This is a genomic window from Chitinophaga agrisoli (assembly GCF_008386695.1).
Taxonomy (GTDB): domain Bacteria; phylum Bacteroidota; class Bacteroidia; order Chitinophagales; family Chitinophagaceae; genus Chitinophaga; species Chitinophaga agrisoli.
Genome location: NZ_VUOC01000001.1, coordinates 193,451 through 218,927, shown reverse-complemented (window position 1 = coordinate 218,927; position 25,477 = coordinate 193,451). Strand labels below are relative to the sequence as shown.

The 25,477-nt window shown below is 50.1% G+C and carries 21 protein-coding genes; 1 reads left to right on the top strand and 20 read right to left on the bottom strand.

Features of this window, described 5'->3' with window-relative positions; genetic code table 11:
* Nucleotides 1-38 precede the first annotated feature (38 nt).
* Complete coding sequence (locus F0L74_RS00850; RefSeq protein ID WP_149835955.1) at nt 39-776, bottom strand: GNAT family N-acetyltransferase; 738 nt, start codon at nt 774-776, stop codon at nt 39-41.
* A gap of 378 nt (nt 777-1,154) precedes the next feature.
* Between F0L74_RS00850 and F0L74_RS00845 the strand changes: the two genes are divergently transcribed.
* A complete protein-coding gene (locus F0L74_RS00845; protein WP_149835954.1) occupies nt 1,155-1,598 on the top strand; it encodes a MauE/DoxX family redox-associated membrane protein in 444 nt (147 codons plus the stop codon).
* A 171-nt stretch (nt 1,599-1,769) separates the two neighbouring features.
* On the opposite strand, the gene F0L74_RS00840 is transcribed toward F0L74_RS00845, so the two are convergent.
* From F0L74_RS00840 to F0L74_RS00750, 19 genes are all read right to left on the bottom strand, one after another.
* Nucleotides 1,770-2,387: a ClpP family protease gene (locus tag F0L74_RS00840; protein WP_149835953.1), complete on the bottom strand. Its 618-nt coding sequence runs from the start codon at nt 2,385-2,387 to the stop codon at nt 1,770-1,772.
* A 16-nt stretch (nt 2,388-2,403) separates the two neighbouring features.
* Entirely contained in the window at nt 2,404-2,664 is a 261-nt protein-coding gene (locus F0L74_RS00835) for a hypothetical protein (protein ID WP_149835952.1), read from the bottom strand.
* Entirely contained in the window at nt 2,645-3,163 is a 519-nt protein-coding gene (locus F0L74_RS00830; protein ID WP_149835951.1) for an RNA polymerase sigma factor, read from the bottom strand. Before F0L74_RS00830 ends, F0L74_RS00835 begins: the two co-directional genes overlap by 20 nt.
* Nucleotides 3,164-3,263: 100 nt before the next feature.
* Nucleotides 3,264-4,091, bottom strand: a complete 828-nt coding sequence (locus tag F0L74_RS00825) for a class I SAM-dependent methyltransferase (RefSeq protein ID WP_149835950.1) — start codon at nt 4,089-4,091, stop codon at nt 3,264-3,266.
* 451 nt (nt 4,092-4,542) lie between these two features.
* Nucleotides 4,543-6,024 (bottom strand): SusD/RagB family nutrient-binding outer membrane lipoprotein, encoded by a 1,482-nt coding sequence (locus F0L74_RS00820; protein ID WP_149835949.1) that lies wholly within the window; start codon nt 6,022-6,024, stop codon nt 4,543-4,545.
* A 10-nt stretch (nt 6,025-6,034) separates the two neighbouring features.
* Nucleotides 6,035-9,538 (bottom strand): SusC/RagA family TonB-linked outer membrane protein, encoded by a 3,504-nt coding sequence (locus F0L74_RS00815; protein WP_149835948.1) that lies wholly within the window; start codon nt 9,536-9,538, stop codon nt 6,035-6,037.
* Nucleotides 9,539-9,559: 21 nt separating this feature from the next.
* Nucleotides 9,560-10,561 carry a FecR family protein gene (locus F0L74_RS00810; RefSeq protein ID WP_149835947.1) on the bottom strand — a complete coding sequence of 334 codons (1,002 nt, stop codon included), beginning with the start codon at nt 10,559-10,561 and terminating at the stop codon, nt 9,560-9,562.
* Nucleotides 10,562-10,605: 44 nt separating this feature from the next.
* Entirely contained in the window at nt 10,606-11,214 is a 609-nt protein-coding gene (locus tag F0L74_RS00805; RefSeq protein WP_149835946.1) for an RNA polymerase sigma factor, read from the bottom strand.
* A 219-nt stretch (nt 11,215-11,433) separates the two neighbouring features.
* A complete protein-coding gene (gene preA / locus F0L74_RS00800) occupies nt 11,434-12,702 on the bottom strand; it encodes an NAD-dependent dihydropyrimidine dehydrogenase subunit PreA (RefSeq protein WP_149835945.1) in 1,269 nt (422 codons plus the stop codon).
* 11 nt (nt 12,703-12,713) lie between these two features.
* Nucleotides 12,714-14,057 (bottom strand): NAD(P)-dependent oxidoreductase, encoded by a 1,344-nt coding sequence (locus tag F0L74_RS00795; protein ID WP_149835944.1) that lies wholly within the window; start codon nt 14,055-14,057, stop codon nt 12,714-12,716.
* A gap of 19 nt (nt 14,058-14,076) precedes the next feature.
* Entirely contained in the window at nt 14,077-14,943 is an 867-nt protein-coding gene (locus F0L74_RS00790) for a nitrilase-related carbon-nitrogen hydrolase (protein WP_188315814.1), read from the bottom strand.
* Nucleotides 14,944-14,970: 27 nt separating this feature from the next.
* Entirely contained in the window at nt 14,971-16,353 is a 1,383-nt protein-coding gene (hydA, locus tag F0L74_RS00785; RefSeq protein WP_149835943.1) for a dihydropyrimidinase, read from the bottom strand.
* 30 nt (nt 16,354-16,383) lie between these two features.
* Nucleotides 16,384-17,898, bottom strand: a complete 1,515-nt coding sequence (locus F0L74_RS00780) for an NCS1 family nucleobase:cation symporter-1 (RefSeq protein WP_213086861.1) — start codon at nt 17,896-17,898, stop codon at nt 16,384-16,386.
* A 31-nt stretch (nt 17,899-17,929) separates the two neighbouring features.
* Nucleotides 17,930-19,285 (bottom strand): aminotransferase class III-fold pyridoxal phosphate-dependent enzyme, encoded by a 1,356-nt coding sequence (locus tag F0L74_RS00775; protein WP_149835942.1) that lies wholly within the window; start codon nt 19,283-19,285, stop codon nt 17,930-17,932.
* 30 nt (nt 19,286-19,315) lie between these two features.
* Nucleotides 19,316-20,773 (bottom strand): CoA-acylating methylmalonate-semialdehyde dehydrogenase, encoded by a 1,458-nt coding sequence (locus tag F0L74_RS00770; RefSeq protein ID WP_149835941.1) that lies wholly within the window; start codon nt 20,771-20,773, stop codon nt 19,316-19,318.
* An 82-nt stretch (nt 20,774-20,855) separates the two neighbouring features.
* The gene (locus F0L74_RS00765) at nt 20,856-21,146 is read right to left on the bottom strand and encodes a hypothetical protein (protein WP_149835940.1); all 291 of its coding nucleotides are present in this window, start codon (nt 21,144-21,146) and stop codon (nt 20,856-20,858) included.
* An 86-nt stretch (nt 21,147-21,232) separates the two neighbouring features.
* Nucleotides 21,233-21,751, bottom strand: a complete 519-nt coding sequence (locus tag F0L74_RS00760) for an RNA polymerase sigma-70 factor (protein WP_149835939.1) — start codon at nt 21,749-21,751, stop codon at nt 21,233-21,235.
* Nucleotides 21,752-21,899: 148 nt separating this feature from the next.
* Nucleotides 21,900-23,981 (bottom strand): T9SS type A sorting domain-containing protein, encoded by a 2,082-nt coding sequence (locus tag F0L74_RS00755; RefSeq protein ID WP_149835938.1) that lies wholly within the window; start codon nt 23,979-23,981, stop codon nt 21,900-21,902.
* Nucleotides 23,982-24,000: 19 nt separating this feature from the next.
* Entirely contained in the window at nt 24,001-25,170 is a 1,170-nt protein-coding gene (locus F0L74_RS00750; RefSeq protein WP_149835937.1) for a carbohydrate-binding protein, read from the bottom strand.
* Nucleotides 25,171-25,477: the final 307 nt, after the last annotated feature.

Below are 25,477 nucleotides of genomic sequence, written 5' to 3'. Positions count from 1 at the left end.
CTGTGTAGAAAAGTAAGCAAAAAATGGGATTTCCTATATTACCTTCTTACTTCGCCTTTCATTATTACTCCACAATTACGGAAGCCGGCCTTAAGCAGGGTGGCTTTGGACGCCTGGTTACGGATATTACAGCGGGCCGCCGGCACCCGGCCCATCAGGTAGGCCTCGCGTTTCAGTTCCTGTACAATATAACTGCCCAGGCCCTGCCGGCGATGGCCTTCCATCACGTTCATATAGATATCTGCATAGGGCATATTATAATTCAGCATAAAACCGCCATCGGCCACGAGCTCATTCTGCCGTTCCAGCACATAACCGCCCGCATTGTCTGCGGTATCTGTGGCATTGGGTAGCCTGCGGAATGTAATGTCCGGGACGGTTAGTTGTGTAGTATAATGTTCTTCGAACAGGATGGCTTCTGCGTTGATATGATGGGCATGTTCATATAACATGGAACTTAGCAAATGGTCATTGCTCTGGCATTCTATATAAGGAGCGCCGCATACGGCCAGCAACTCCGGGAAAATGAGATTGGCCGCTTTCCGGAAAGCAGGGATCACATAGAACTCAAAGACGGCATCCCGCTCTTCCCGGCTTTCCTGTCCCCATACGGCGGCATACCCTATCCGTTTCCCATCTGCCAGCAGCAGGTATGTATCTGCCCAGCCATACAGGTGGCATTTGTTATGCACAAATTGAAAATCATTTTCCTGGAGGAACAGGAGACGGAAGGCTGCAACTTCCGGCAATTCGGTTTTTATGACGGTTATTTGCATGTTGGGGACGGTTGATCAGCTGAGCCCGAATTTACAGCATTTAAATGGCTTAGGGCCTAATAATGGAACAGCCGGATGAACTTATCCGGCTGCAGGTTTTACATCAAGACATGGTTATGATTTATGCCCTCATAATTAACAAAAACCGGATGGTGAGATCCGGTTTTCTTCGCACTGATGCGAATATGCATATATAATTCCTCGGATTAAAGTTCGGATTTATCATCTTGTTATTAGGTAATCAATAGTTAATGTAACTGTTAATATACCCGCAAATCGTGTCTCTGTGACATTAACCGGAGATTAACGAAAAGATATTGATAGGATTAATATATTTATATGCTGACTTCAAAATAATCAACTGTTCATCTTTGCCCTATGAAGAAGAAAACCGTTGTTGATATTATTGCTTACCTGTTTATTATACTGTTTATATATGCCAGTGTAAACAAGCTGCTGGATTATGACAACTTCAGTACGGAGTTGGGCAAATCGCCGCTGCTGACCGCTTTTGCAGGTTATGTAGCGTGGGCGGTGCCGGCTGTGGAACTGGTGGTAGTGATCTTGCTGACTGTTCCCAAATGGATGCTGGCAGGGTTTTATGCAGCGTTCAGCCTTATGACCATGTTTACCGCATACATAGTGGCCATCCTGAATTTTAGTGATTATATCCCTTGCTCCTGCGGGGGCGTATTACAAAATATGACCTGGAACCAGCACCTGGTATTTAATATCTTTTTTGTGATACTGGGGTTTGCTGGTATTATGTTATACGAAAATGAAGACACAAAAAAGGCCGCTGTTGAACCGCTGGCTGCCTGAAAAATAGAACGTATTGTATACAATCAATACAGGGCTATCCGAAACCTGTAAGAAAAAAGTAGGCATTCATCATTCAATCAAGGTATATGTGATAGAACACACAAGCAGAGCAAATAATCTTTTTCACCAATACACAAGCCGGAGTTGCCCCTCCGGCTTGTGTGTTTCCGGTCAGCGTTGCAGGGCAGGCATGCCGGCGCCGGCCAGTAACGGTAGTTCCCCCTTATCGCCCAGCACTTCATCTATTAAGCCAAAATCCTTTGCATCCAGTGCGTGCATGAATTTATCCCGCCGGAAAGTTTCTTCTATCTCCTCCCGTGTATGCCCGGAGTGTTTGCCTATTAACTGAAACAGGTGATTTTGCAGCCGCTCTTGTTCCCGGTAAGCAATACTTACATCTTCCGTATATCCTTTAGCGCCTCCGCTGGTAGGGTGCATGTGAATGGTGGCATTGGGCAGCGCATACCGCTGGCCCGGCGCGCCTGCGGTAAGTATCACCGTGCCCATGCTGCCGGTAAAACCAACGGCCACTGTAGATACGGGTGATTTCATCATCTTCATGGTATCATAGATAGCAAGGCCGGCGTACACGCTGCCGCCCGGGCAGTGTACATACAGCCGCACCGGATAGTGGTTCTCGCTATCCAGGTACAGTAGCTGGGCAACGATCAGGTTGGCGCTCTGATCGTCAATGGCGGAGCCCAGGAAAACGATCCGTTCCTTTAGCAACAGGCTATAGATGTCATAGGCGCCACGGGTGGCGCTATCCAATACGGTAGGTATGAGCATGGCGTTAGGTATTATGTTATTTGAAGATGGCGGTGATCTCCGCTTTAAAGGCAGCGTCTTCCTGCCAAAGCTGGTGATGGATATTATGTAATGTTACCCGTTGTTTTGCCCTGCCCAGCCAGCGTATAAGCTGGTGTGCCTGCTGCTGGCAGTTTGCATTTTCCTCCAGCTGCGGGTCCGTAAGGATGCGGGCCTCAAACACCAGTTTATCACCCGCCGGCATTTTACGCAGCAGGTATTGATCTATTTCCTGTACTTCATGTAGTAGCTGCCTCATAATTGGCCTGTTTTATCTGTTCCCTTACTTTCTCCAGACATTTATATTTCTGCACGGTGGCGGAGTGGGTGCTTTTGTAGCCGAATGTTTCCGCTACCTCCTGCATGGATAGTTGCCGGTAATAAAAAGCCTGCAACAGCTGCATACATTTTTTGCCGGCCACCTGCAGGTGTTGCAGCAGGGTACGGTTTTTTTCCGGCGGTGGTGTATAGAAATCCTCGGGTATGCTGATATCATCCGCCACATCATCCAATGGCCGCTGGCGGCTATCATTCCTGAACTTGCGGAACCATAATATTTTAGTGATGCCTATGAGGTAGGCGGGTACGGATGTCCGGACGTTCAGCTGTTGCTGTTTTTCCAGGTAAATGATCAGTGCGTCATGGAAAAGGTCTTTGGCTGTTTCCAGGTCTCCCCCCAGCTGCTGCACTACCCGCGCTACCTGTGGAAAGGTATCCCGGTAGAGGGCTGTTAGCCCTTGCGCTTCTTTTTCCTGCATATCAGATAGGTTTTAATAATAGTGTCCTGAAAAGGGCATATATCACCCAGAAGTTACGGAAAATTTTTGCAGGCAGGCGTTTACCCGGCACAGCCGTGGGTTATATAATGGCATGGGCCAGGGAGGCACGGCGGGGAGGCATTAGCCCATCTGTGCGGCCTTGAAAATAAGGTAACGCTTTTTCTGTGGTAAGAAAGGATACGGAGGTAAAACCATGGCTATGCAGCTTGTCCGCCAGCTCCTCCGGGCTAAAATGGGTGATCCATGGCTCGCCCATTGCCGCGGCCCGGTTGGCCAGGGAAGAGAAATATTCCATGCTTTGCTGCCGGGAAAAAGTAAGCACCAGTTCAGAACCGGCGGGTAATGTGCCCAGGAAACGCAGGGTAGCGTCTATCGCATCCATAGTAAGGTAGGTAAGCACACCCAGCCAGCCAATAAAAACGGGCGCCTGCAGGTTAAAGTTTGTTTGTTGCAGGGCCTCCGGTATACTGCTGCGCTCAAAGTCCACCGGTACAAAACTCAGGTTATCAGGCAGGGGGATGCCTGTTTCCGCCAGCCGTTGCTGTTTTTGTGCCTGGCTGCCGGGATGGTCTACTTCAAAGATCCGCAGGTTGGCCGCCCAGGCGGGCTGGCGGTATGCAAAGGTATCGAAGCCGGCGCCCAGTATCATGTATTGCCGTACGCCCTTCTCAAATGCCTGCTGCAGGCTGTCTTCCGTATAGCGGCTGCGCAGCGCTACGTGTGTCCGCATCGTAGCCGCCTCTGGCCGGCGGTATAGATCCGGGAATTCACGGATGTGTTGTATGATCTCCGGTTCTAGCAGGCGCAGGATCACATCATCCTTCAGCAGCAGCGGTTCAGCGTCCATCAGCTGGTGGGCGGCCCGCAGGGTAGCGGCGCCAATAGCAGTGCGGCTGGATGTTTTCATATGGGCAAAGTTTCCTTGTTACATGATATGATGGCGGTATCGAACATTGGACCATCTTTTTTGTTATTATATTAACCAGGCATGTGAAGTTATATTGAGCAATGACGCAAACAATTCCATTTATGTGAAACGAGGATGCATCTTATACCAGTTCCTGGCAACCATTTATCCATTAAAATACAGATTTCTTCCAGAAGTTACAGCATCAGCGGGAGCGTATCCTGCTTTTTCACGCACGTTGGCAAATTGGTTGACAACATTTAGTAACGATGCCGGTTGAAAAATATGGATATCCTCCTCTGATGCTTTTTATCTGCCACCTCAACACCTGTTTCGAAGATCATTAATCAATCAGTACATCAGCCTGTATGCATAAAAAAGGGGTAGATCATCAGATCTACCCCCTGGCATTCCCCCATAGTGCTCACTGTTCAGAATAAGTAGTAGTCAATCACTTATCCCACCAAACCCGACTACTGAGGTCATTTACGCCATTATAGGCTTTTAATGCGTTAGTAACATTGATATTATTTAATGAAAACTCTTCCAGCGGATAAGGGATTTTCCTTGGGATATTAGGCATTTGCCCTGTTGGGTTGGGCGTCAGTTTGGGATAACCTGTCCTGCGCCAGTTAGCCCATACCTCATCTGCATCAAACAGGAAACCGGATACCCAGAATTCTGTATTTATCTTCTCAATCTGCTGATCGGTAGTACCTGTCAGCGGATTGGCCACCAGGTAAGCGTCTATTTGCGCCTGTGAAATGGAAGGCGCGGTAGGCATCTGCGATAAGGAGGCCATATGGGCTGTGACGCCTTTCTGGTAATGTGCATTAGCATCGCCGGTAATGAAGCCTCTCAATACTGCCTCTGCCAGCAGGAACTCTACCTGGGCATAATGAAAATCAAAGAACGGTGTGTTCTGCGGGCGGAATATTTCGTAGCTAACATACACGGTGGGTAAAGGATCATTGGCATTAAAGCTATAACCAATGTACAGGGAAGTATCCCTGGATACAAGGTGCCCGCCGTCTCTTACCTGTTTATCATAGGTAGCGCCATAGATGGCGAGCCTGGGATCCTTGGTGGCTTTCATATGGTCTACCAATGTTTTATGCAGGTTAAACTGCTGATCGTTCAGGTTAAAATAAAAGCCGTTAGGGATATTGACATTGTGCAGCAGCACCGGCATATCGCTATTGCTTTGCATTACGCCGCCGTTTGCAGCTTCTTTCACCAGTGCGGCAGCCTGTGCAGGATCCACCTTGATGAGGCGCATACCAATACGCAGCAGCAGAGAATTGGCAAGCTTCTTCCATTGGGCGGGAGCGCCGGCATAGAATTGGTCGCCCTGTACGCCTTTGGCGCCATCATTCAGCTGTGCGATAGCGGCCCTTAGTTCTTTTATGAAATCAGCATAAATATCCTGCTGTTTATCATATTCCGGCGTAAAGATCCTTTGAGAGAGGGCCTGTCCTGCCTGTGTGTAAGGAATGTCACCGTAAAAATCGGTCAGTTTCTGATATACAAATACGCGCCAGATCCTGGCTGCGGCATAGGTGTTTACCAGGTCCGGATTATCCTTTATCTGGGAGATCACATATTCCAGGTTCTTGATCACGGAGCTGGTGGTGGATGTGTTGCCGTAAAAATTACTCCAGTTCCTGGATCCAATGCCGTCATCAGATTTGTATGCCGTACCAGACCAGAAGCCGGAATAACCATATTGCATAAATGCATGACAATAGTTGGTTCTGGGCTCCATATCCATAGCGCTGGTATTTACAAGCACATTGGAAAATACAAAGCCGGGTTGTACGCTGCCCACGGCATCTGGGTTCAGGTTATATTCACCCAGGTTCTTTGTACATGCGGCAAAGAGTGGCGCTATAAAAAGCAGCAGTAATAATTTATGATAGATATGTTTTTGCATGGGAATGTTTTTAAAACCTTACGTTAAGATTAAAGCCATAGGTCCTGCTCGTGGGTAAGCTGCCTGAATCAAAGCCAAAGCCATTGCCAACACTGTCAGAGCCTTGCGGGTCAAATATGGGCGTGTTCTTCTTCAGGAAGAGCAGGTTCCGTCCTATCAACGTAAAGGTGGCTGACTTAAACGGTGTTTTACCTATTACGCTTGCCGGCAGGGAGTAACCTAATTTAACTTCCCTGAGCTTAATAAAGGTTTTGCTGAACACAGAATACTGGTCTGCATAGTAGGCCAGCGTACCGCCTGCATTATATTGCTGATAAGGGCTGTAAGGCAGCGTATTGGGCGCAAAGGTGATAACGCCATTGCCATCTGTGGCGCCTATCAGGCCTTTCGGGGTGTAGGAACCATCCCTTCCCTGCAGGGTGGCTTTGGTATTACCAAAGAAAGAGGCCCACCTGTAACCGTCTTCAAAGATCTGGCCGCCAAATTGCCCGTCTATCAGGAAACTAAGCGAGAAGTTTTTGTAATGGAAGGTATTTGTTAAACCGGCAGTCCAGTCAGGATTGGCATTACCCAGGTAAACGTCGTTATTCACTATTGCGGCGCCACCACCATCTGAAACCGGTTTACCGCTTTTGTCGTAGGTTACCTGACCCCTGTCCTGTACTACTACATCCGGTATGCCGTCGCTATTGGTGTCCACGCCTTTATATACATCTTCTCCATTAGGGCCTTTACGTAAAGCAGTGCCGAATATGGAACCTATTGCATAGCCTACTTTAGCCTTTATCTTATCATAGAATACCACGCCATTATCGGCCAGTTCAGGCGTTAAAGTCAACACTTTGTTTTTATTCTTCGCAGCGTTCACACTTACATCCCAGCTGAAATCTTTCGTTTCCAGCGGAGTGCCGGTCAGCAATATTTCAATGCCTTTGTTCTGCATGGAACCTGCATTCAGGTATACGGATGTAAAGCCGGTGCTGCGTGAAACGGTGGAGCTCAGCAGGAAGTCCTTTGTTTTCTTATCATATACGGCAACGTCCAATCCCAGGCGGTTATTAAAGAACTTTAATTCAGCGCCCAACTCTTTTTCTGTTGTTATTTCCGGTTTAATGCCTTGTGGAGGTAAGGTGGTATTATTGATCTGCGCGCCGGGCAGGCCATTTACGGTAGGCTGTATGGCAAATGCAAGATCGGTCAGGTGAGGAGCGGGATCACTGCCCACCTGGGCCCAGGAAGCACGTACCTTACCATAGGAAAGTATGTTGCTGTGCATGTCAAACGCATCCGTAAATACATAGCTCAGGTTCACAGAAGGGTAAAACAGGCTATTGTCTGATGCGCCCGGACGAATGGAGCTCAATGCGGAGTACCAGTCGTTACGGCCGGTAACTTCCAGGAACAGGTAGTTGTCGTACCCAAACTGCGCAGACCCAAACACAGAGTATACCTCTTTACGCGTATCCGGAGAAAGGATGTCGCTGCCGGCTACGGTTGTATTCTTGAAATCCAGCAGGGTAGGGTCTACAAAATCGCGGCCTGTGATCTGCAGGGCAGATGTAGTGGCATGACGGTAGTTAACGCCGGCATGCGCATCTACAGAGAACTTGCCCGCCTTTTTATCGTAAGAGAGCATGGCCATGATGTTATCCTCTTCGATCTTGTTTTCATTCTGACGCAGCAAACCGGAGTTGTCTGATTTGTTGTTCGGGTAAACGGCAAATAAGGTAGATACGTTCGCTTTATCCAAACCTGCCAGTACCTGGGCGTGTAAATGATCGGTAATATCGTAGGTGATGTTAAAGGAGGTCAGGACACGATCCTGGGACTCGTCATACTTCGTTTTCTCAATACCTAAATAAGGATTGGTATAGGTATAGAGAAAATTACCGGAGCTGTCTTTCTGATCCAGCAGCCTTATATCCGTGGTGTTGGCGGTACGGGTAAAGAACTTGGAGAAAGAGCCCCTGTCATCGCCACGTAACAATGGAATACCGGTACGTTTGGTACGGGAAAGGTCCACTTTTATATCTGTGTGTAAACGCTTCCCAATGTCTGCCGTATTCCTGAAGGTTACATTATAACGTTCCAGGCCCGCTTCGCCGGGATAAGAAGAGTTATTTTTTGTCTGTGACAATGATAAACGGTAGGTACCGCTTTCATATCCTTTGGACAGGGCCAGGCTATTGGTAGTGGTAAGGCCGGTGCTAAAGAAATTCTTGAACTGGTCTTTCACCTTTACCGGTACATAAGGTTTGGTTTTGCCATCTATATCCAGGAAGGTTTGGCCGGCAAATTTTTCGCCCCAGCTTAGGCCGGTATCATAACCGCTGTTGGAGATATTATCAGCAGCAGTAAAGATCTTGTTATTGTCGCCGCGGCCGTATACGTATTGCAGCTGTCCATCGTCATAAGGCACCATGGTTTCCAGCACCGTATTGCTGTTAAAATCCACGCCCAGTCCCTGCCCTTTCAGGCCTTTTTTGGTGGTGATCATGATCACCCCGTTTTGGGCCCGGCTGCCATACAGCGCGCCGGCAGTAGCGCCTTTTAATATGTTGATGGATTCTATGTCATCCGGATTCAGGAAGGAAAGCCCATCACCGGGGTCATTACCGCCATACTCTTTGCCGCTGTCATCTACTGTTTCCCTTGGAGCGCTGTTAATAGGCACACCATCTACTACGTACAGCGGCTGGTTATTGCCAAAAGAGGAGTTACCGCGGATGCTGATCCTTGTAGCACCACCAGGGCCAGTGGAAGGCGATTGTACTACTACGCCTGCTACCTTGCCGGCAAGGGCATTTACAAAGGTTGGTTCCCTGGCAATCTGTACCTCTTCACCAGCTACTTTGGTAATAGAGTACGCTACCCTTCTGTCTTCTTTTTTAATGCCCAGGGCCGTTACCATTACTTCCTGCAGCTGTTTGGTATCTTCTTCCAGTGTTATGCTGATATCATTGTTGCTGGTAACCGTTACCTCTTTTTTCAGGAAGCCGATCATGCTAAAGATCAGCACATCGCCAGGCGCAGCGGAAATGGAGTAATGTCCCTTTACGTCTGTTTGTATACCCCGCGACATGCCTTTTACCTGCACAGTAACACCGGTGAGGGGGGCGCCTGATTTATCGCGTACGATACCGGTAATATCGTTCACTACCTGTTGTTTGGCCCGTACGATCACTTTATCGTTCACGATAGAGAACAGCAGGCCGGTTTGATCTGAAAGACTGCTGAACACGGAATCTACGGGGGCGTTTTTCATGTTCATGGACACTAAGCGGTCCGCATTCACTTTTGTTCTGTCATAATGGATGTTAAGTCCCGTCTGGTCTTTAATGGTGGCCAATACTTTTTCAACAGGCTTGTTCCTGGCGTTCAGGCTCAGCCTCATTTGCTGCAGCGCTACACTTTGTTCCCTGGCCTGGGCCATCGTGCAAAGGGTATCACTAAAAGGCACTATCAGTGCTGCGGTGAGCGATAGCGCTTTAAGGATGTGTAACTGTAATCTCATGGTACGTTTCTTTTTTTGGCATTAGTAGAGTACAACGTGTTTGTTCTGATCTGAGAGTGAGAAGCGTATCCCTTCGGTCATGCAGATAGTTTGCAGCACTTCCTCCAGGCTTTCTGTTTTAAAGGAACCGGTATAACTCCATTGGGTATCGCCGGTGCGGTCTTCTATTGTTACGGCAAATTTGTTTTCTATACTATTTATGACATCTGTTTTGGAAGCGTCGTTCAGCAGGATCATACCTTGCTGCCAGCCGGTAATGGATACTTCTTCATCAAAGCGGGTGTTGTTTACCCGGGCAGATACTTTATCCAGGATCAGCTGCTCATGCGGGGCCAGGATATGGGAGGCGTTGCTGGCGCTGTTCTGCTGCAGGTTATCTACCCGTACCTTACCCTGTATCAGGGAGATGGCCACTTTCTGCTCTTTGCTATATGCCTTTATATTAAAGGCGGTGCCAAGGGCGGTAGTGGCAAAATGAGGTGTATATACCGTAAAGGGCCGCGCTTTATCAGAGGCGATATTAAAAAAGGCCTCCCCTTCTTCCAGGTACACCGGGCGTTTATTGCTGGTAAATGTGAGGGGATAGCGTAAGCGGCTATTGGCGTTCATTACCACCACGCTGCTATCCGGTAGCTTTACGGTATGGGTAATGCCTTTTGAGGTGCTGATGGTCACCCATCCGTTGCTTAGCCGGCGTACTACAGCCTGTTGGGCAATGGTATGGGGCAGCGTAGGGCGGGTGTTGTGTTTTATCCACATGGCAGCGGCGCCGCCTATTAATAACAGGATAGCCGCGGCGGCAGCCAATTTTTTGATAGGGAAAACCCGTAATGGCCGTGGCGCGGTCTGCAGGTCTATTTTTAGTTTTATTTGCCGGAGCTTTTCTTCTAGTGCGTCCTCGTCGGCCGGCATATCCCCTGTTCTTGCAGGGTTTAACCAGGCTTCTATCTGTGCCCGTTCTTCTTCTGTGCAGGTTTGTTGCCGGTATTTTTCCAGCAGTTTTTTGATCTCTTGTAAATCCAAGGCTGTCGGTTTGGTATAACTATCGCCGTTGCCTTAGTGAAGTACTATTTTTTTAGAAAAAAAGTTAAAGCATGGTGGAGCAGGAATATAAAACAAACAGAGAGGTCAATATTGGTATGATGGGTACGCAGTATGCGTAGGGCTTTTGTGAGCTGATTCTTAACGGTTTGTGGGGAGATGGCCAGCCGGGTGGCGATATTATCCACCGTAAAATGTTCAAACCGGCTAAGCATAAAGATCTTTTTCATTTTACGCGGCAGCTGGTCAATGGTATGCATTACAGCGGCCAGGTTACTCTTATGGTCCAGGGTTTCCGTTATTACATAATATTCCGCGCCAAAGTACTCCCGGAAATCGGAGAAGTACTTTTTAGACTTTATATTCTTCCGGTAAATATCCACGATCTTAAAACGGGCTATCTGGTGCAGATAGGCTTCCAGACAGCCATCCGGCTGCAGGGTGGCGCGTTTTTCCCATAGCGCTACGAATATATCCTGCAGTATATCGCTGCACAGGTCCTCATCCTGCAACCGGTATTGCAGAAAAAGATATAAGGTTTTGCTGTATAGTCTATATACAGTGTTAAAAGCGGCATAGTCGCCACTTTTCAACGACGACAGCAAACTTGTGTCGTCAATAAGGTAGTTTTCCATCTAAACGGGATTACAGGTATAGTGGTAAAGCAGCCTCCCTGGTTTGTACTTAAAACTTGCGATTTATTTTTGGCCGGGCGCTCTTGTGCCTGTAGTATACATTATCACACTAGACATAAACGTAGGGAAAGTTTTAATAAGTGTCAAGTACACAAAAGCGGTATTTGGGGAATTGATAAGATAGGATTGGTTTGGGTGAAAAAAATATCAGCAGGAGTATTAATGATCATTTAAGGGTAATCCTCTTTTTTGATACTCCGTCCAGTTTAAGTACTCATCGCCTTTGCGGTGCTCTTCCATGGTGATGCAATCCTCCACCGGGCAAACAAGCTTGCATAAATTACAGCCTACACATTCCTCCGTTTTTACGGTGTAGGTATTATAAGGTTTGCCATAGCTAAGGGCAATGGACTGATGGGAGGTATCTTCGCAGGCAATATAACAGAGGCCGCAGTGTACACATTTATCCTGGTTAATATTGGCGATGATATGGTAGTTAATATCCAGCGCTTCCCATTTGGTAATGGCTGGTACTGATTTGCCAATGAAGTCATAGATGGTGGCGAACCCTTTTTCGTCCATCCAGTTGCTAAGCCCTTCACAAAGGTCTTCAATAATACGGAAGCCGTATTTCATAACAGCGGTGCAGACCTGTACGGAGGTGGCGCCCAGCAGCATAAATTCCGCCGCATCTTTCCATGTGCTGATGCCGCCAATACCGGATACGGGCACACGGGAAGTAACGGGGTCCTGGCTAATGGTGGTGAGCATTTTCAGGGCAATGGGTTTCACGGCGGGACCGCAATAACCGCCAAAGGCGGAATGGCCGGCTACATTGGGGTTAGGGATCAATGTATCCAGGTCTATACCGGTAACGGATTGTATGGTGTTAATAAGGGATAAGGCATTGGTACCGGCTTGCACCACGGCTTTACCGGTTGGCACTACGGAATGTACATTGGGCGTAAGCTTGGTAATCACGGGGATGGTAGCTTTTTCCATTACCCATTCCACCACCATACGGGCTATCTCCGGGTCCTGCCCTACGGCGGAGCCCATACCTCTTTCGTTCATACCATGCGGACAGCCAAAATTGAGCTCTATGCCATGCGCGCCGGTATCCTCTACTTTAGCGATCATTTCGTGCCAGCTGGCCCGGTCATTATCCGCCATCAGGGAAACGATCATGGCCCGGTCCGGGAACAGCCGCAGGCATTCTCTGATCTCCCGCAGGTTCAGCTCCAGCGGGCGGTCGCTGATCAGCTCAATATTATTAAAGCCCATTACCCGCTGGTTATTATAATCCACGGCAGAGTAGCGGCTGGATACATTCTTGATCTGTGCGCCCAGGGTTTTCCATACCACGCCGCCCCAGCCGGCTTCTAACGCGCGCTGTACATTCAGCAGCTTGTCTGTGGGCGGTGCGCTGGCCAGCCAGAAAGGGTTGGGGGAACGGATGCCCAGGAAATTGGTGGTAAGGTCTGCCATATCAAACAACTTTATTGTATTGAAAGGAATTTTAGTATCGCTGCTGCGCCGTCTTTGCCTGCCTGTACGGCGTCCACTACTTCCTTGCCGCCGTTCACACAGTCGCCGCCGGCAAACACGCCGGGTATATTGGTAGCACAGTGTTCGTTGATGAGGATCCTGCCATGCCGGTGCGCCAGCTGTTCCTGCTGTACCAGCATCTCAAAAGGCGTTTGCCCCGCGGCTTTGATCACCATATCCACTTCCAGCGTAAAGGTGTTGCCGGTGGGGATGGGTGAACGGCGGCCGCTGGCATCTGGTGCGCTTAACTGCATTACATCGCATAGCAGTTGACTGACCTGGCCGTTCTGTCCTTTTATTTCTTTAGGGGCGGCCAGCCATTGTACCTGGCAGCCATCCAGTTTAGCCAGGTCCAGCTCTGCGGTGGTGCAGGGCATTTCCTCCTGTGTTCTGCGGTAGATGATGGTGACTTCTTTAGCGCCCAGCCGTTTGGCTTGGGTGGCGGCATCAATGGCCGTCATGCCCAGGCCTATTACGGCTACTTTGTCGCCTACGGGCACGGCGGGATAGCCTTTGCTGCGGATATCGTAGATAAAACCAATGGCGTCTGTTACGCCCGCCAGCGTTTCGCCGGGTATCTCCAGCTGCCGGGCAATGCCTACGCCAATGCCTATATACACGGCGTCGTAGGTTTGTTGTAAAGCAGCCAGGGTAATATCGCGGCCCAGCTCCTGGTTATACAGGATCTGGATGCCGCCCAGGGAGGTGATATAATCCACCTCCGCTTCGCAGTACGCCGGCGTTACTTTATAGGCGGCAATACCATAGGTCATTAAGCCGCCGCCTTTAGCTTCTTTTTCGTAGATGGTAACATCAATACCCTCCCTTGACAGTACATGCGCGCAGCTTAACCCGGCCGGTCCGGCGCCTATAACGGCCACTTTTTTGCCGGTGGCGGGCTTACGGGTAAACAGCTGCCATTGCCCTTCCAATGCCTTGTCTGTTGCATAGCGCTGCAGTTTGGCAATATGAATAGGCGTTTCATGCATAAGGTTGTACACACAGGCGCCTTCGCAGAGCTTTTCTACCGGGCATACTTTGGAGCAGCCGCCGCCCATGATATTGGAAAGAAAGATGGTATGGGCCGCGCCTTTTACATTATCCGTAGCTATCTGTTTAATGAATTTGGGCACGTTTATGCTGGTGGGGCAGCTTTTGATACAGGGGGCGTCATAACAGAACAAACAACGGTTGGCCTCTACCAGCGCAGCTTCCCTGTTTTCAAATGGCGGGTGTATATCGCTGAAATGTTGTTCATATGCTTCCGCGGATAAGCGGTTGTTCGCAATGGCCATAGCGTGTTATTTAAGGTGATTACAGTTCCGTGAGCCTGCCATAGGTTTCCGGCCTTCTGTCGCGGAAGAACTGCCATACATTCCTTACTTCGTCTATTTTATCAAGGTCCAGCTGTGCTATCAGTAATTCGTCGTTCTCTTCAGAGGCAATGGCAAAGATCTGCCCGCGCGGATCTACAAAATAAGAGGAGCCATAAAAGCGGCCCAGGTTCCAGGGCTTTTCCTCGCCCACCCGGTTTATACAACCCATATAATACCCGTTAGCCGCCGCATGCGCCGGTTGCTCCAGCTTCCACAGGTATTGTGAAAGGCCCGCTACGGTGGCGGAGGGGTTGTATACGATCTCCGCGCCGTTTAATCCCAGCACCCGTGCCCCATCCGGAAAATGGCGGTCATAACAGATGTACACGCCTATTTTTGCATACCGGGTCTGGAATACAGGGTAGCCCAGGTTACCCGGTTTAAAGAAGAATTTTTCCCAAAAGCCGGAGGTATGCGGGATATGATTTTTACGGTACTTGCCCAGGTAGGCGCCATCCGCATCAATGACCGCGGCGGTGTTATACAATACGCCGGCCTGCTCTTTTTCGTACACCGGCACGATCATTACCATGTTATACCGCTTTGCATATTCCGCCATACGCTCTGTAGTAGGCCCGGGCACCGTTTCTGCGGAGGCATACCATTTAGGGTCCTGGCCGGGGCAGAAATACGGGGTGCTGAAGATCTCCTGCAGGCAAAGGATCTGTACGCCTTTTTGCCCGGCAATCTCTATGAGCGGAATATGTTTTTGTATCATGGCTTCCTTGATCTCTTCAATGGTGCCTTCCCCTTCTGTTTTGGGGAGGCTCATCTGGATAAGGCCGGAGGTAATGATCCTGGGCATAATGGAGTGGTTTGGTGATAAAATGGTTTATATCTTCCCGCTTAGTTTATGACGTTTTATAAATTGTCCGTATCCCTTCTCCAGCGGGCATTCGCCATTGTTAATGGCGACTTTGCCACGTAACAGCACTGTTTTTATTTTGCCGGTCAGCTCCCATCCTTCGTAGGCGGAGTAATCTACATTCATATGATGGCCCTCAGCTGTGATGGTATGCTGCGCGTTTGGGTCCAGTATAATGATATCCGCATCGCTATTTACGGCAATGGTGCCCTTGCGGGGAAACATGCCAAAGATCTTGGCCGGGTTGGTGCTGGCTACTTCCACATATTTGTTCAGCGTGATCCTGCCTTTATGTACGCCTTCGCTGTACAATAGTTCCATGCGGTGCTCTATGGCCGGGTGGCCGTTGGGTATCCTGGAAAAATCATCCTTCCCCATCAGCTTCTGCTCCCATTTAAAAGGGCAATGGTCAGTGGCTACCACATTTACCAGACCCTGGTTAATACCTGCCCATAAAGTGTCCTGGTCTTTTTGTTGGCGCAGCGGCGGGCTCATGACCCATTTAGCGCCATCAAAATCCTGTTCGTATAAAGAGGCGTCCAGCAGCAGGTACTGGATACAGGTTTCTACAAAAACGTGCTGGTTGCGGCGGGTGGCATTGCGTACGGCATGCAGGGCGCCCTCGCAGGTCATGTGCACAATATACCCCGGGCAGCCTGTGTAGTTGGCAATGTCTGCAAAGCGGCCGCTGGCCTCCGCTTCCGTTACCTCCGGCTGTGACAGGTAATGGTACAGGGGGGATAACTTGCCTTCTGCTTTATGTTTTGCCACCAGGTAGTCGATCATATCGCCATTGGTGGCATGTACTGTTACCATACCGCCCTGTTTTTTTACTTCCTGCATCAGGGCTGTCATCTGCCGGTCGTCTATCATCAGCGCGCCTTTATAGGCCATAAATGTTTTAAAGGAGGTAATGCCTTCCTGCTCTATCATCGTTTTAATTTCCTGGCGGGTACTGTCATTAAAATCTGTGACCGCCATATGAAAGCTGTAGTCGCAGAGACAGTTGCCATTAGAGCGGCCCCGCCATTCTTCCAATGCGGCTTTTAATGGCGCGCCCTGTTTTTGCAATATAAAATCTATTACCATGGTGGTACCGCCATGTAAGGCCGCGCGGGTACCAGTTTCATAGTTGTCGCTGGAGAAAGTGCCCATAAAGGGCATATCCAGGTGTACATGCGGATCAATGCCACCCGGCATTACCAGCATACCTTCCGCATCAATGGTCTCACCGGCTGGTATGGATAATTCTTTGCCAATTACGGCGATGCGCTCTCCTTCAATAAAGATGTCTGCCACATAATCATCTGCAGCTGTAATGATCCTTCCGTTTTTTATTAATAGCGACATTGGCTAATGTTTTTATTGGTAATGACCCGCTCAGGCGGTGAGCTCTTCGCTGTTGGTGATGAGTATCTGTTCAATGCCATGTTTATTGGATTGCATGAGCAGCATATAGGCAATGCCGCTTACCAGGAAGCCCACAAACCAGGCGTAATGATAGAGCTGCGCTATCCAGGCAGGTACCGTTGTGGCAGGAACGGCCCCAATAGTGACCAGGAAGCCCGGCACATTGGGCAATATGCCGATCAGCAGGGCGCTTACCGCAGGAATATTAAACCCGTTGCTGAACTGATACTGACCATAATGCTCATACAGCTCCTTTGTATTGAGGCGTTGTTTGCGGATAAAGTAATAATCCGTGATCATGATGCCGCCCACGGGGCCCAGCAGGCTGGAATAGGCAATGAGCCAGGTGAATATATACCCGCCCGGGTCCGCGATCAATTTCCAGGGAAAGATGAGGATACCAATGACCCCTGTAATATAACCGCCTTTACGGAAGCTGATGCGCGAAGGCCACAGGTTGGCAAAATCATTGGCCGGGCTTACAATATTGGCGGCAATATTAGTAGCCAGGGTAGAAATGGCCACGGCTATCATGGCCACACTTACCAGCAGCTTACTATCAAACCGGCCAGCCAGCACCAGCGGGTCCCAGATGGTAGTACCGTATACGATGGCGGTGGCGGAGGTGACCACTACGCCAATAAAGGAGAACATGGTCATGGAAGGCGGCAGGCCTATGATCTGTCCGCGTACCTGCGCCCGCTGGCTGATGGCATAACGGGTAAAGTCCGGTATGTTCAGCGACAGGGTAGCCCAGAAGCCAACCATGCCCGTTAATGCGGGGAAAAAGAAGTTCAGGAAAGTATTGGAAGAAGGGAATTTAGACGGCTGTTCCAGTATAGGCCCCAAACCGTTACCGGCATTAATGGCCCAATATAACAGGGCCAGCGCTGCTACCGGTAAGAAGATGGCTTTAAACACCAGCAGTTTACGGATGCTTTCCACGCCCAGGTATACCACGTACATATTCAGGCACCAGAACAGCAGGAAGGTGATCGCCGGACCGGTTTGCAAGCCCCAGGAGGCCGGGAATATAGCCGGTAATGTTCCCAGGGAAGGTATCCAGAGATGCAGCAGCTGGTACAGGGAAAAGCCGCCTATCCAGGTCTGGATGCCAAACCATCCGCAGGCCACAATAGCCCGTAACAGTGCCGGTATATTAGCGCCCTTAACGCCAAAGCTGGCCCGGGCAAATACAGGAAAGGGAATGCCGTATTTAGCGCCTGCATGCCCGTTCAGGATCATGGGAATGAGCACAATGGTATTGCCCAGGAAGATGGTAAAGATGGCCTGCCACCAGTTCATGCCACCCTCAATAAGGGAGCTGGCCAGCATATACGTGGGAATGCAAAGGCTCATGCTGATCCATAAGGCGGCATAGTTCCAGGTATTCCAGGTCCTTTTTTCCGGTGGAACGGGGGCCAGGTCTTCGCTGTACAGTGACGAAGATGGGGCCCTGGCGGATGTGGATGCTTCCTGCATCATAGGCGAATGAATTTATGTAACGGCAGGTCCCTCAGGCCTGGTACGCTTCATCTGCAATGGCTAGTGCTTCGCTGATCATGGCTAATCCTTCATCTATCTGCTCCCGTGTAATGCACAGGGGTGGTGCTATAAATACGTAATTCCAGCGTACAAAGGCATACATGCCCAGTTGTTTTAGTTTGGCGGCTACCTTGTTCATAACGGCCATTTCGCTGGCGGGGGCGTTATAACGCGCCAGCGGCTCTTTGGTGGTACGGTTCTTTACCAGCTCTATACAGCCCAGCAGCCCGGTGTTCCGGAAATCGCCAATGCTGGGGTGCTCCAGCTCCATCATGGTCACCTGCTGCTCCATATAAGCGCCCATCAAAGCTGCATTTTCAAGCAGCTGCTCATCTTCATAGATCTGCAGCACTTCTACGCCGGCGGCACAGCAAACCGGGTGGGCGGAGTAGGTAAGGCCCAGCCATAATACCTGCTCATCAAAGGCGGCCGCGATCTTATCACTTACGATCACAGCGCCCAGGGGCAGGTAACCGGCGGTAATGCCTTTGGCGGTGGCGATAATATCCGGGACTATGCCATGCAGCTCACTGGCAAACCATTTACCGGTACGGCCAAAACCGCTCATCACCTCATCGGCTATTAATAATATGTTATACTTATCGCAAAGCGCGCGTACTTTTTGCAGGTAGTCCGGCGGGTATTTGATACAACCGGAGGTGCCGCTTTCCCCTTCCATGATGATGGCCGCAATATGTTCCGGGCCTTCAAATTCTATCACCCTTTCTATATGGCTTACGCACTCACGGGAGCAGGTGGTGATCTCTTTACCCCAGGGGCAGCGGTAACAGTAGGGATCTTCCACATGTATCATATTTGGGGCCTGCTGCATATCATGGGGCAGCTTACGCGGATCGCCGCCGGCTGTCATGGCCCCGTAGGATGCGCCATGAAAGGCACGGTAGCGGGCAATGATCTTGGCCCGCCCGGTATACAGGCGGGCCAGTTTAATGGCGTTCTCAATAGCTTCTGCCCCGCCGGTGGTGAACAACGTTTTGGTAAGATTGCCGGGCGCAATGGCGGCCAGCTTTTTTCCCAGCTCGCCCCGTGCCTGGGTTACACAGCTGGGGGTAACATAACTTACCTCCTGCATCTGTTTTACTACCGCCTGGGTTACCCGTTGGTGGCCATGCCCTATGTTTACATTGATCAATCCCGAGGAGAAATCCAGGTAACGTTTGCCATCATGATCGTAGAGGTATACCCCTTCCGCATGTTTGATGGCAATGGGCGCTATACCTTTTTGCTTGCTCCAGGAGAACAGGGTATAGTCCAGATTATCCTGTATGATCTGCTGTGTTGCAGTGAGGGACATGATATCTTCCATAACAGTGGTAGTTTCAAATTACGAATCAGCTCAGCTCATCCAGTTCACGCCGGCTTCAGGGTTCCATTTAGTGGTGCTTTTCTTTAGTTTGGTCCAGAATTCAATGGAGCTTTTACCAGTGATATCGCCGACGCCGAATTTACTCTCATTCCAGCCGCCAAAGGAGAAGGGCTCCCGCGGCACCGGCACGCCTATATTTACGCCTATCATACCGGCATTGGCCTTTTCAATGATATAACGCGCCAAACCGCCGTTTTGTGTATATACTGCGGCGGCATTGCCGTAGGGGTTGGCATTTTCAATAGCCAGCGCCTCATCCACGGTATTGGTGCGCAGGATGCTGATCACGGGGCCAAAGATCTCTTCCCGGGCTACGGCCATATCCGGTTTTACATGGTCTATTACCGTGGGGCCTACATAGCAGCCATTTTCCTTGCCTTCCACCACGGTGTTGCGCCCATCTATGAGTATACGGGCGCCTTGTTGTTCCGCTTCGGTAATATAACGTTCTATCTTTTCCTTGGATTCCCGGCTAATGACAGCGCCCAGGTTCTTACCCGGTATCACTTTGCTGGCTTCCGCACATATTTTATCAATAATATGATCTACCTGCCCTACGGCTACCATGGCAGATGCGGCCATACAACGCTGGCCGGCGCAGCCGCTCATAGAGGCTACTACGTTCTGCGCGGTCATATCCGGTTTGGCGTCTGGCAGCACCAGCAGGTGGTTTTTAGCGCCGCCAAGGGCCAGGCAGCGTTTCAGGCTTTGGGTAGCGCGCTGGTACACAATTTTGGCCACTTTGGTAGAGCCTACAAAGGAAACGGCGGCAATATCCGGGTGGTCGCAAATGGCGTTTACCACTTCGCTATCGCCGTTCACGATATTAAATACCCCATCCGGCAGGCCCGCCTCTTTTAACAGGGAGGCGAGTTTGGCCAGGCTCAGTGGCACTTTTTCCGATGGTTTTATGATCAGGCAGTTACCCAGGGCTATGGCATTGGGAATGGTCCAGTTGGGCACCATGTTGGGAAAATTAAAAGGCACAATGGAGGCTACTACGCCCAGGGGCACATGCTCCGTTCTGCATTCCACGCCTTTACTTACTTCCAGCACCTCGCCCGTTACCAGCTGGGGCAGAGAGGTGGCAAATTCTGTGAGCTCAATGGATTTTTCGACTTCTGCAATGGCCTCGCCCAGTGTTTTGCCGTTTTCTTCGCTTACCAGTTCTGCCAGCTCCTGCAGGTCGCGCTCCAGCAGGTATTTGTACCGGAAAAACACCTGTACCCTTTCCTTGATGGGCGTTTTGCTCCAGGCAGGAAAGGCAGCGCGGGCGGCCTGTACGGCCTCATCCAGTTCTGTGGCGGTGGAGCAGTGCAAGAGGGCCAGTTCCCGGCCGTCTGTGGGAGAGGTGATAGTGAGCGTGTGGTTAGTGGTAACAGGCCTGAACTGCCCGTTCACGAAGTTCTGTACCTGGGGGTATTTCATTTTTTGTAATTGTAGTATAATATACTGAATTTTTTACAAAGCCATCTCGGCGGGGCGGGGTGTCAGGAGGGTGAATATAGTATTAACCGGCGAGGCCAGGTTCAGGGTCTTCGCATGACAGGGGCTCCTCCGTTTCCGGCAGGCATGACGGCCGGTTATTGTTATGGGGGACTACCCATTTCTCTATTTCCAGCAGCATTTTGTCCGCTACTGCGGGTAACGGCTCGCCGGCAGGGGTAAAAGACTGCCACTCCTCGTCATTCAGGTAAACCTCCAACGCATCCGGAAATTCCCTGAAATAAGCGACTACCGCATTGGCTTCCGCCGCCGTACATTGATTACAGAAGAATTTCCGGATCAGTTCGTGGGTCATTCGTTCGCACTTTTTTCAAAGGTAATACGTATGACAATGCACGAACACCCAGTGGTAATAATTTTTTAACACTGGGTAAGCGGATTTTAACATGCATTAAGGGCCTCCCGCAACTGCTTAATAGCCCGGGCTATATGATTTTCTACGGTCTTGGGCGATATATCCAGCTCCTGGGCTATTTCCTTATAGGAAAGCCCCTGTTGCCGGCGCATGTTAAAAATGGTCTTGCGCATAGGCGGCATAGCATCTATGGCACGCGTCATATGCGCGAGGCTGTCACTGATCTCCAGCTGTGTGTTCTCTGTTACTAAAGGGGTGTTGGCCATGGCCCCGCTGATATGGTTACGCTTAACGGCTTCCTTTCGCAGCTCATCCACCAATATGGTCTTGGCGATCTGGAAAAGCTGGGTGGATAAAAGTACCTCACCGGATAATGCCTGCCGTTTTTCCCATAAGCGTATAAATGCTTGTTGTACCACCTCTTCAGCCAGGTAGTGCGAGTGTGTTTTCTGGTAGATAAAAGCATACAGCTTATGCTGATATTGATGATATACGGCCCTGAAAACAACTACGCTCCCCTGTTTGATACCCGACAATTCGGTCATTCAATATCAATTTGGATGCACAAAGATTTTCATTTCATCCTGACATTCTTAGCATGCGGGCTATTATCAATTTATTAATTAATTGTAAAAAGAAGGGGCCCCGGTACAAAGACCAGGGCCCCGCAGTTGCCATAGGACGGGATATCTATTATTGTTTGATCACTTTACGGGTGATCACATCATTTCCTACATAGATCTTCACCAGGTACATGCCCGCAGGTAATGCAGACAGGTTCACCGGCTGGCCATTGGATACACGCTGTGCCGCGCGTACTTCTGCGCCATTCACATTGTAAATTCTTACAAAGTAAGGTTCCGTAGCCTTGTTCACCTTAATGGACAATATGTCGCGGGTAGGATTGGGCGACATAGCCACGTTTACATCCTTAGTATCTGCTACTTCATCCGTTAACACAGCCGCAGCAGGTTTGCCGGTACGGGCATCTTTTACAGCGCCGGTCATTTCCGCTTTTACGATGCTGGCGGTAGACGGTTGTACGATCAGGGAGGTGGTCCAGTCATTGAGGTTCAGGGGCTGGCCATTCAGCGACAGGTTCACCAGGCAGGAGAAATCGTTACGGAATACGTAAGCATCGCCGCTAAAGCCAAGGTTCTGGTACAGGATCACTTCATAGCCGGGGCTTACTTTCAGTGACGAAATATCGTCATTAGGTACGCCCAGTGCACTTAGCTGTGCCATATCGTAATTACCGGGGGCCAGGTTAACGGCATAACCGCCATAATTACAATCCTGATAAACAGTCACTGCGCCTGCGCCGCTGCCACCGTTGATGGAGCCGGTGATAGCGTAAACGCCCAGTGATCCGTATGCGGTATACCCGTCTGTAAGCGGATTACCGGAACCGGTGCCTTTTACGGCTACGTAGTAGGTACCCGCGGCCAGGCTGGTGTTGATGGAAGCATTCAGGCCTGCAGGGTTGGAGGTAGCCAGTACGGTGCCACTGGCGTTATACAGGGTAGCCAGTATATCCAGGTTGCCATGACGCAGGGCCGGGTTAAAGTTCAGGGCCAGGTTACCGCCAGAAGTGGTGAAAGAGAACATATCCACATCGGTATTGCGCTCTATCAGGCCATTGGTATTTACATTACCGCCAGCGCCTACGCTCAATGCAGCAGCAGTGCCAATGGTATTGCCATAATCATCTGCACGGTAGCCTACGCCGTAAGTAGCGCTGGCTATTTTAGTCAGATCGTCTTCTGTCTGGGAAGGGTTGGCGTATTCGCCTTTGCTCCATTGTACTACCGGTACATAGTAGCCGGCGCCCATGATGGGGGCCCAGCTGCCCTGGCCCAGGTAATACTCTTCTACGGGGTTGGTACGGCCATCATGACCCAGGCCAAAAGTATGGCCTACTTCATGGGAAGCAGCATCGCCGGCGCCTTTTACGCCGCCATTGAATACCCAGCAGGGAGTTTCGTCATTCCAGTTAAAGGAGCCTATATAAGCTACGCCGCCAGCGCCGGGGGCTGCTGTATTGGTAGGCGTAAAGATGCAGCGCATCCTTCTTGTTTTAGGATAGCTGTTAAATACGGCTTCGCTCGTAGTAATGTTAATGTGGAAAGGTTTGTAGTCTTCGCTTACCAGCTCCCATACTTCGCGCATTTCTGCTTCTGTAAGGTTAGCGGCGGCAGCATTGATAGGGTTGCCGTTGTTCCAGGGGGTGCCGGATACATACTGTCCGTCAAAGTCCAGCAGTACGCAACCATTAGCGCCGGGGAAGCTTTGCAGGTCCGGTACGGCGGCAATGGCAGCAGCGCCATTAGCCGTTACCGGCGGTGCTGGCTCATAATTGATACACAGTACGTCGTTGATGTTCACTTCTTTTACAAAAGCATTGCCTTTGTCGTCAGAGGAGTATTTATATGCCTTGTTGGTGTTGCGCAGTACGATGTTACCTTCTACGCGGTTGCCATCAACATGGATAAAGAAAGAGGAGTTGGGTGTGTTGGCTATTTCACCGGTCATGAACTCTTCTGTGGCGCCGCCGGAGTGGCGGAAGTTCACTTTAGCGTTTAAGGTAGTATTGGCGTTGATCCGCAGCTGAGCGCCGCTTACCAATTGCTGTTGCCTGGCTGTAGACTGCTGACGGAATTCCCGTACCAGCCCGGTGGTATTGCCCAGCGGAAATTGCTTTTCCTGAGCGGAGGTATGTACGTAGGAAGCCAGCAGTAGCAGCAGGCCCGTGGTATATTTTAAAGGTGTTCTCATTTGGATAGCATTTTAATTGTTAGAGCCTAGTAATACGGAACCAGTTAATATTCCAACCGCCGGAAGCGGCAAACATGCCAAAGCTGTAGGTGCCGGCATTGATCCATACCGTTTGGGAAATGGTGGTCCAGTTCTGCCAGCCGCCGGTATTAGGCACATCAATAGCGCCCAGTACAATGCTGCCGGAGTTCAGGTCCTGTGACAGGCGTCCGCCGCCGTTCTGGCTGGCTACGCGGTATTCTATCCTGTAGTTACCGGAAGTGGGGATGGTGATGTTAGGATAGGCCATCCAGTCGTTGGTTTCAATGTAGCCTACGTTCTGGCCGCCTTCTGTGCAAGGCTCTGTCTGTACGCCCAGCATGCTGCCAAAGTTCTCCGCTTCTACGGTCTGGCTCCAGCCACCGGGGTTACCGGTACCGCCGGCGTCCTGGTATACCCTTACATACTCCACATACATCTTGGCGGGGAAAGCATTCTGGTCAATGTTAAAACCAGGCCAGTTACCGCCAATAGCAAGGTTCAGCAGGATGAAAAAGTTATTATGGAATTCATCTGTGCTGTTAACGTTGTTCTGGATATTGGCTTCATTGTATTGGGTACCATCTACAAACCATTTGATGGAATTCGCGTTCCACTCAATAGAATAAGTATGATAGTCTGAGATGGATGCGGCTGGTGTTGTGCTGGCGCCATAAGACCAGTGTTCATTGGTGGGGGATGCCCAGTGAATAGTACCCACCACATTATTATCTGTATTTACGTGCTCCAGGATATCGATCTCGCCACAGGCAGGCCAGTAAGGAGGCGTAGCCACGCTGTTGCCCAGCATCCAGAAGGCAGGCCATGCACCGGAGAAACGGGGTACTGCGATACGGGCCTCTATCTTACCATATTTCCAGGATTTCCTGTTCTGGGTGGTCATCCTGGCAGAGGTGTAGTTCATGCCGCCAAAGCCTTCGCGCCTGGCGTTGATCACCAGCTTGCCGTTTTCGACAGTGGCATTTTCGCGGCGGTAATACTGTTGCTCGTTATTACCCCAGCCGCCGCTGCCGGTGCCGGTTTCAAAGTTCCAATCCGGGCCTATGCTGCCTTCGAACTCGTCAGCCCAAACGAGCTGCCAGTTTTGAGCGTGTGCCTGCTGGATACCGGTGAGCGCTATCAGCAGCAATAAAAGTTTTACTGGTTTCATTTGTAAAGTTTTTTAGTGTTTTGAACAGATGTAGCTGTGCGCGGTTTCAGCGAGGGCGTGGAATATTGCCGGCACAGCTGCATTGCTTGAGTGGTTTTGGTTTAAACGGTTTTAGTTTAAATAATGAACAGGTACAGTACAAAAAGCCCCGTCAGTAATGCCGGTACGGCGTCACCAACGGGGCTGGGTCAATTGAAGGGATGTAAATGGTTTTTTCATATGGTTGTTATTTAATGGCAAGAGGGAACAAAAAGAGCAGGGTAATCGTTCTTGCACAGATCCTGGTTAAAATGGTAAGGATGAAAAA

What these genes read in the sequence shown, in the direction of transcription:
- F0L74_RS00850 (WP_149835955.1), bottom strand. Translation starts at nt 776, where the DNA reads ATGCAAATAACCGTCATAAAAACCGAATTGCCGGAAGTTGCAGCCTTC.
- F0L74_RS00845 (WP_149835954.1), top strand. Translation starts at nt 1,155, where the DNA reads ATGAAGAAGAAAACCGTTGTTGATATTATTGCTTACCTGTTTATTATA.
- F0L74_RS00840 (WP_149835953.1), bottom strand. Translation starts at nt 2,387, where the DNA reads ATGCTCATACCTACCGTATTGGATAGCGCCACCCGTGGCGCCTATGAC.
- F0L74_RS00835 (WP_149835952.1), bottom strand. Translation starts at nt 2,664, where the DNA reads ATGAGGCAGCTACTACATGAAGTACAGGAAATAGATCAATACCTGCTG.
- F0L74_RS00830 (WP_149835951.1), bottom strand. Translation starts at nt 3,163, where the DNA reads ATGCAGGAAAAAGAAGCGCAAGGGCTAACAGCCCTCTACCGGGATACC.
- F0L74_RS00825 (WP_149835950.1), bottom strand. Translation starts at nt 4,091, where the DNA reads ATGAAAACATCCAGCCGCACTGCTATTGGCGCCGCTACCCTGCGGGCC.
- F0L74_RS00820 (WP_149835949.1), bottom strand. Translation starts at nt 6,024, where the DNA reads ATGCAAAAACATATCTATCATAAATTATTACTGCTGCTTTTTATAGCG.
- F0L74_RS00815 (WP_149835948.1), bottom strand. Translation starts at nt 9,538, where the DNA reads ATGAGATTACAGTTACACATCCTTAAAGCGCTATCGCTCACCGCAGCA.
- F0L74_RS00805 (WP_149835946.1), bottom strand. Translation starts at nt 11,214, where the DNA reads ATGGAAAACTACCTTATTGACGACACAAGTTTGCTGTCGTCGTTGAAA.
- preA (WP_149835945.1), bottom strand. Translation starts at nt 12,702, where the DNA reads ATGGCAGACCTTACCACCAATTTCCTGGGCATCCGTTCCCCCAACCCT.
- F0L74_RS00795 (WP_149835944.1), bottom strand. Translation starts at nt 14,057, where the DNA reads ATGGCCATTGCGAACAACCGCTTATCCGCGGAAGCATATGAACAACAT.
- F0L74_RS00790 (WP_188315814.1), bottom strand. Translation starts at nt 14,943, where the DNA reads ATGCCCAGGATCATTACCTCCGGCCTTATCCAGATGAGCCTCCCCAAA.
- hydA (WP_149835943.1), bottom strand. Translation starts at nt 16,353, where the DNA reads ATGTCGCTATTAATAAAAAACGGAAGGATCATTACAGCTGCAGATGAT.
- F0L74_RS00780 (WP_213086861.1), bottom strand. Translation starts at nt 17,898, where the DNA reads ATGATGCAGGAAGCATCCACATCCGCCAGGGCCCCATCTTCGTCACTG.
- F0L74_RS00775 (WP_149835942.1), bottom strand. Translation starts at nt 19,285, where the DNA reads ATGGAAGATATCATGTCCCTCACTGCAACACAGCAGATCATACAGGAT.
- F0L74_RS00770 (WP_149835941.1), bottom strand. Translation starts at nt 20,773, where the DNA reads ATGAAATACCCCCAGGTACAGAACTTCGTGAACGGGCAGTTCAGGCCT.
- F0L74_RS00765 (WP_149835940.1), bottom strand. Translation starts at nt 21,146, where the DNA reads ATGACCCACGAACTGATCCGGAAATTCTTCTGTAATCAATGTACGGCG.
- F0L74_RS00760 (WP_149835939.1), bottom strand. Translation starts at nt 21,751, where the DNA reads ATGACCGAATTGTCGGGTATCAAACAGGGGAGCGTAGTTGTTTTCAGG.
- F0L74_RS00755 (WP_149835938.1), bottom strand. Translation starts at nt 23,981, where the DNA reads ATGAGAACACCTTTAAAATATACCACGGGCCTGCTGCTACTGCTGGCT.
- F0L74_RS00750 (WP_149835937.1), bottom strand. Translation starts at nt 25,170, where the DNA reads ATGAAACCAGTAAAACTTTTATTGCTGCTGATAGCGCTCACCGGTATC.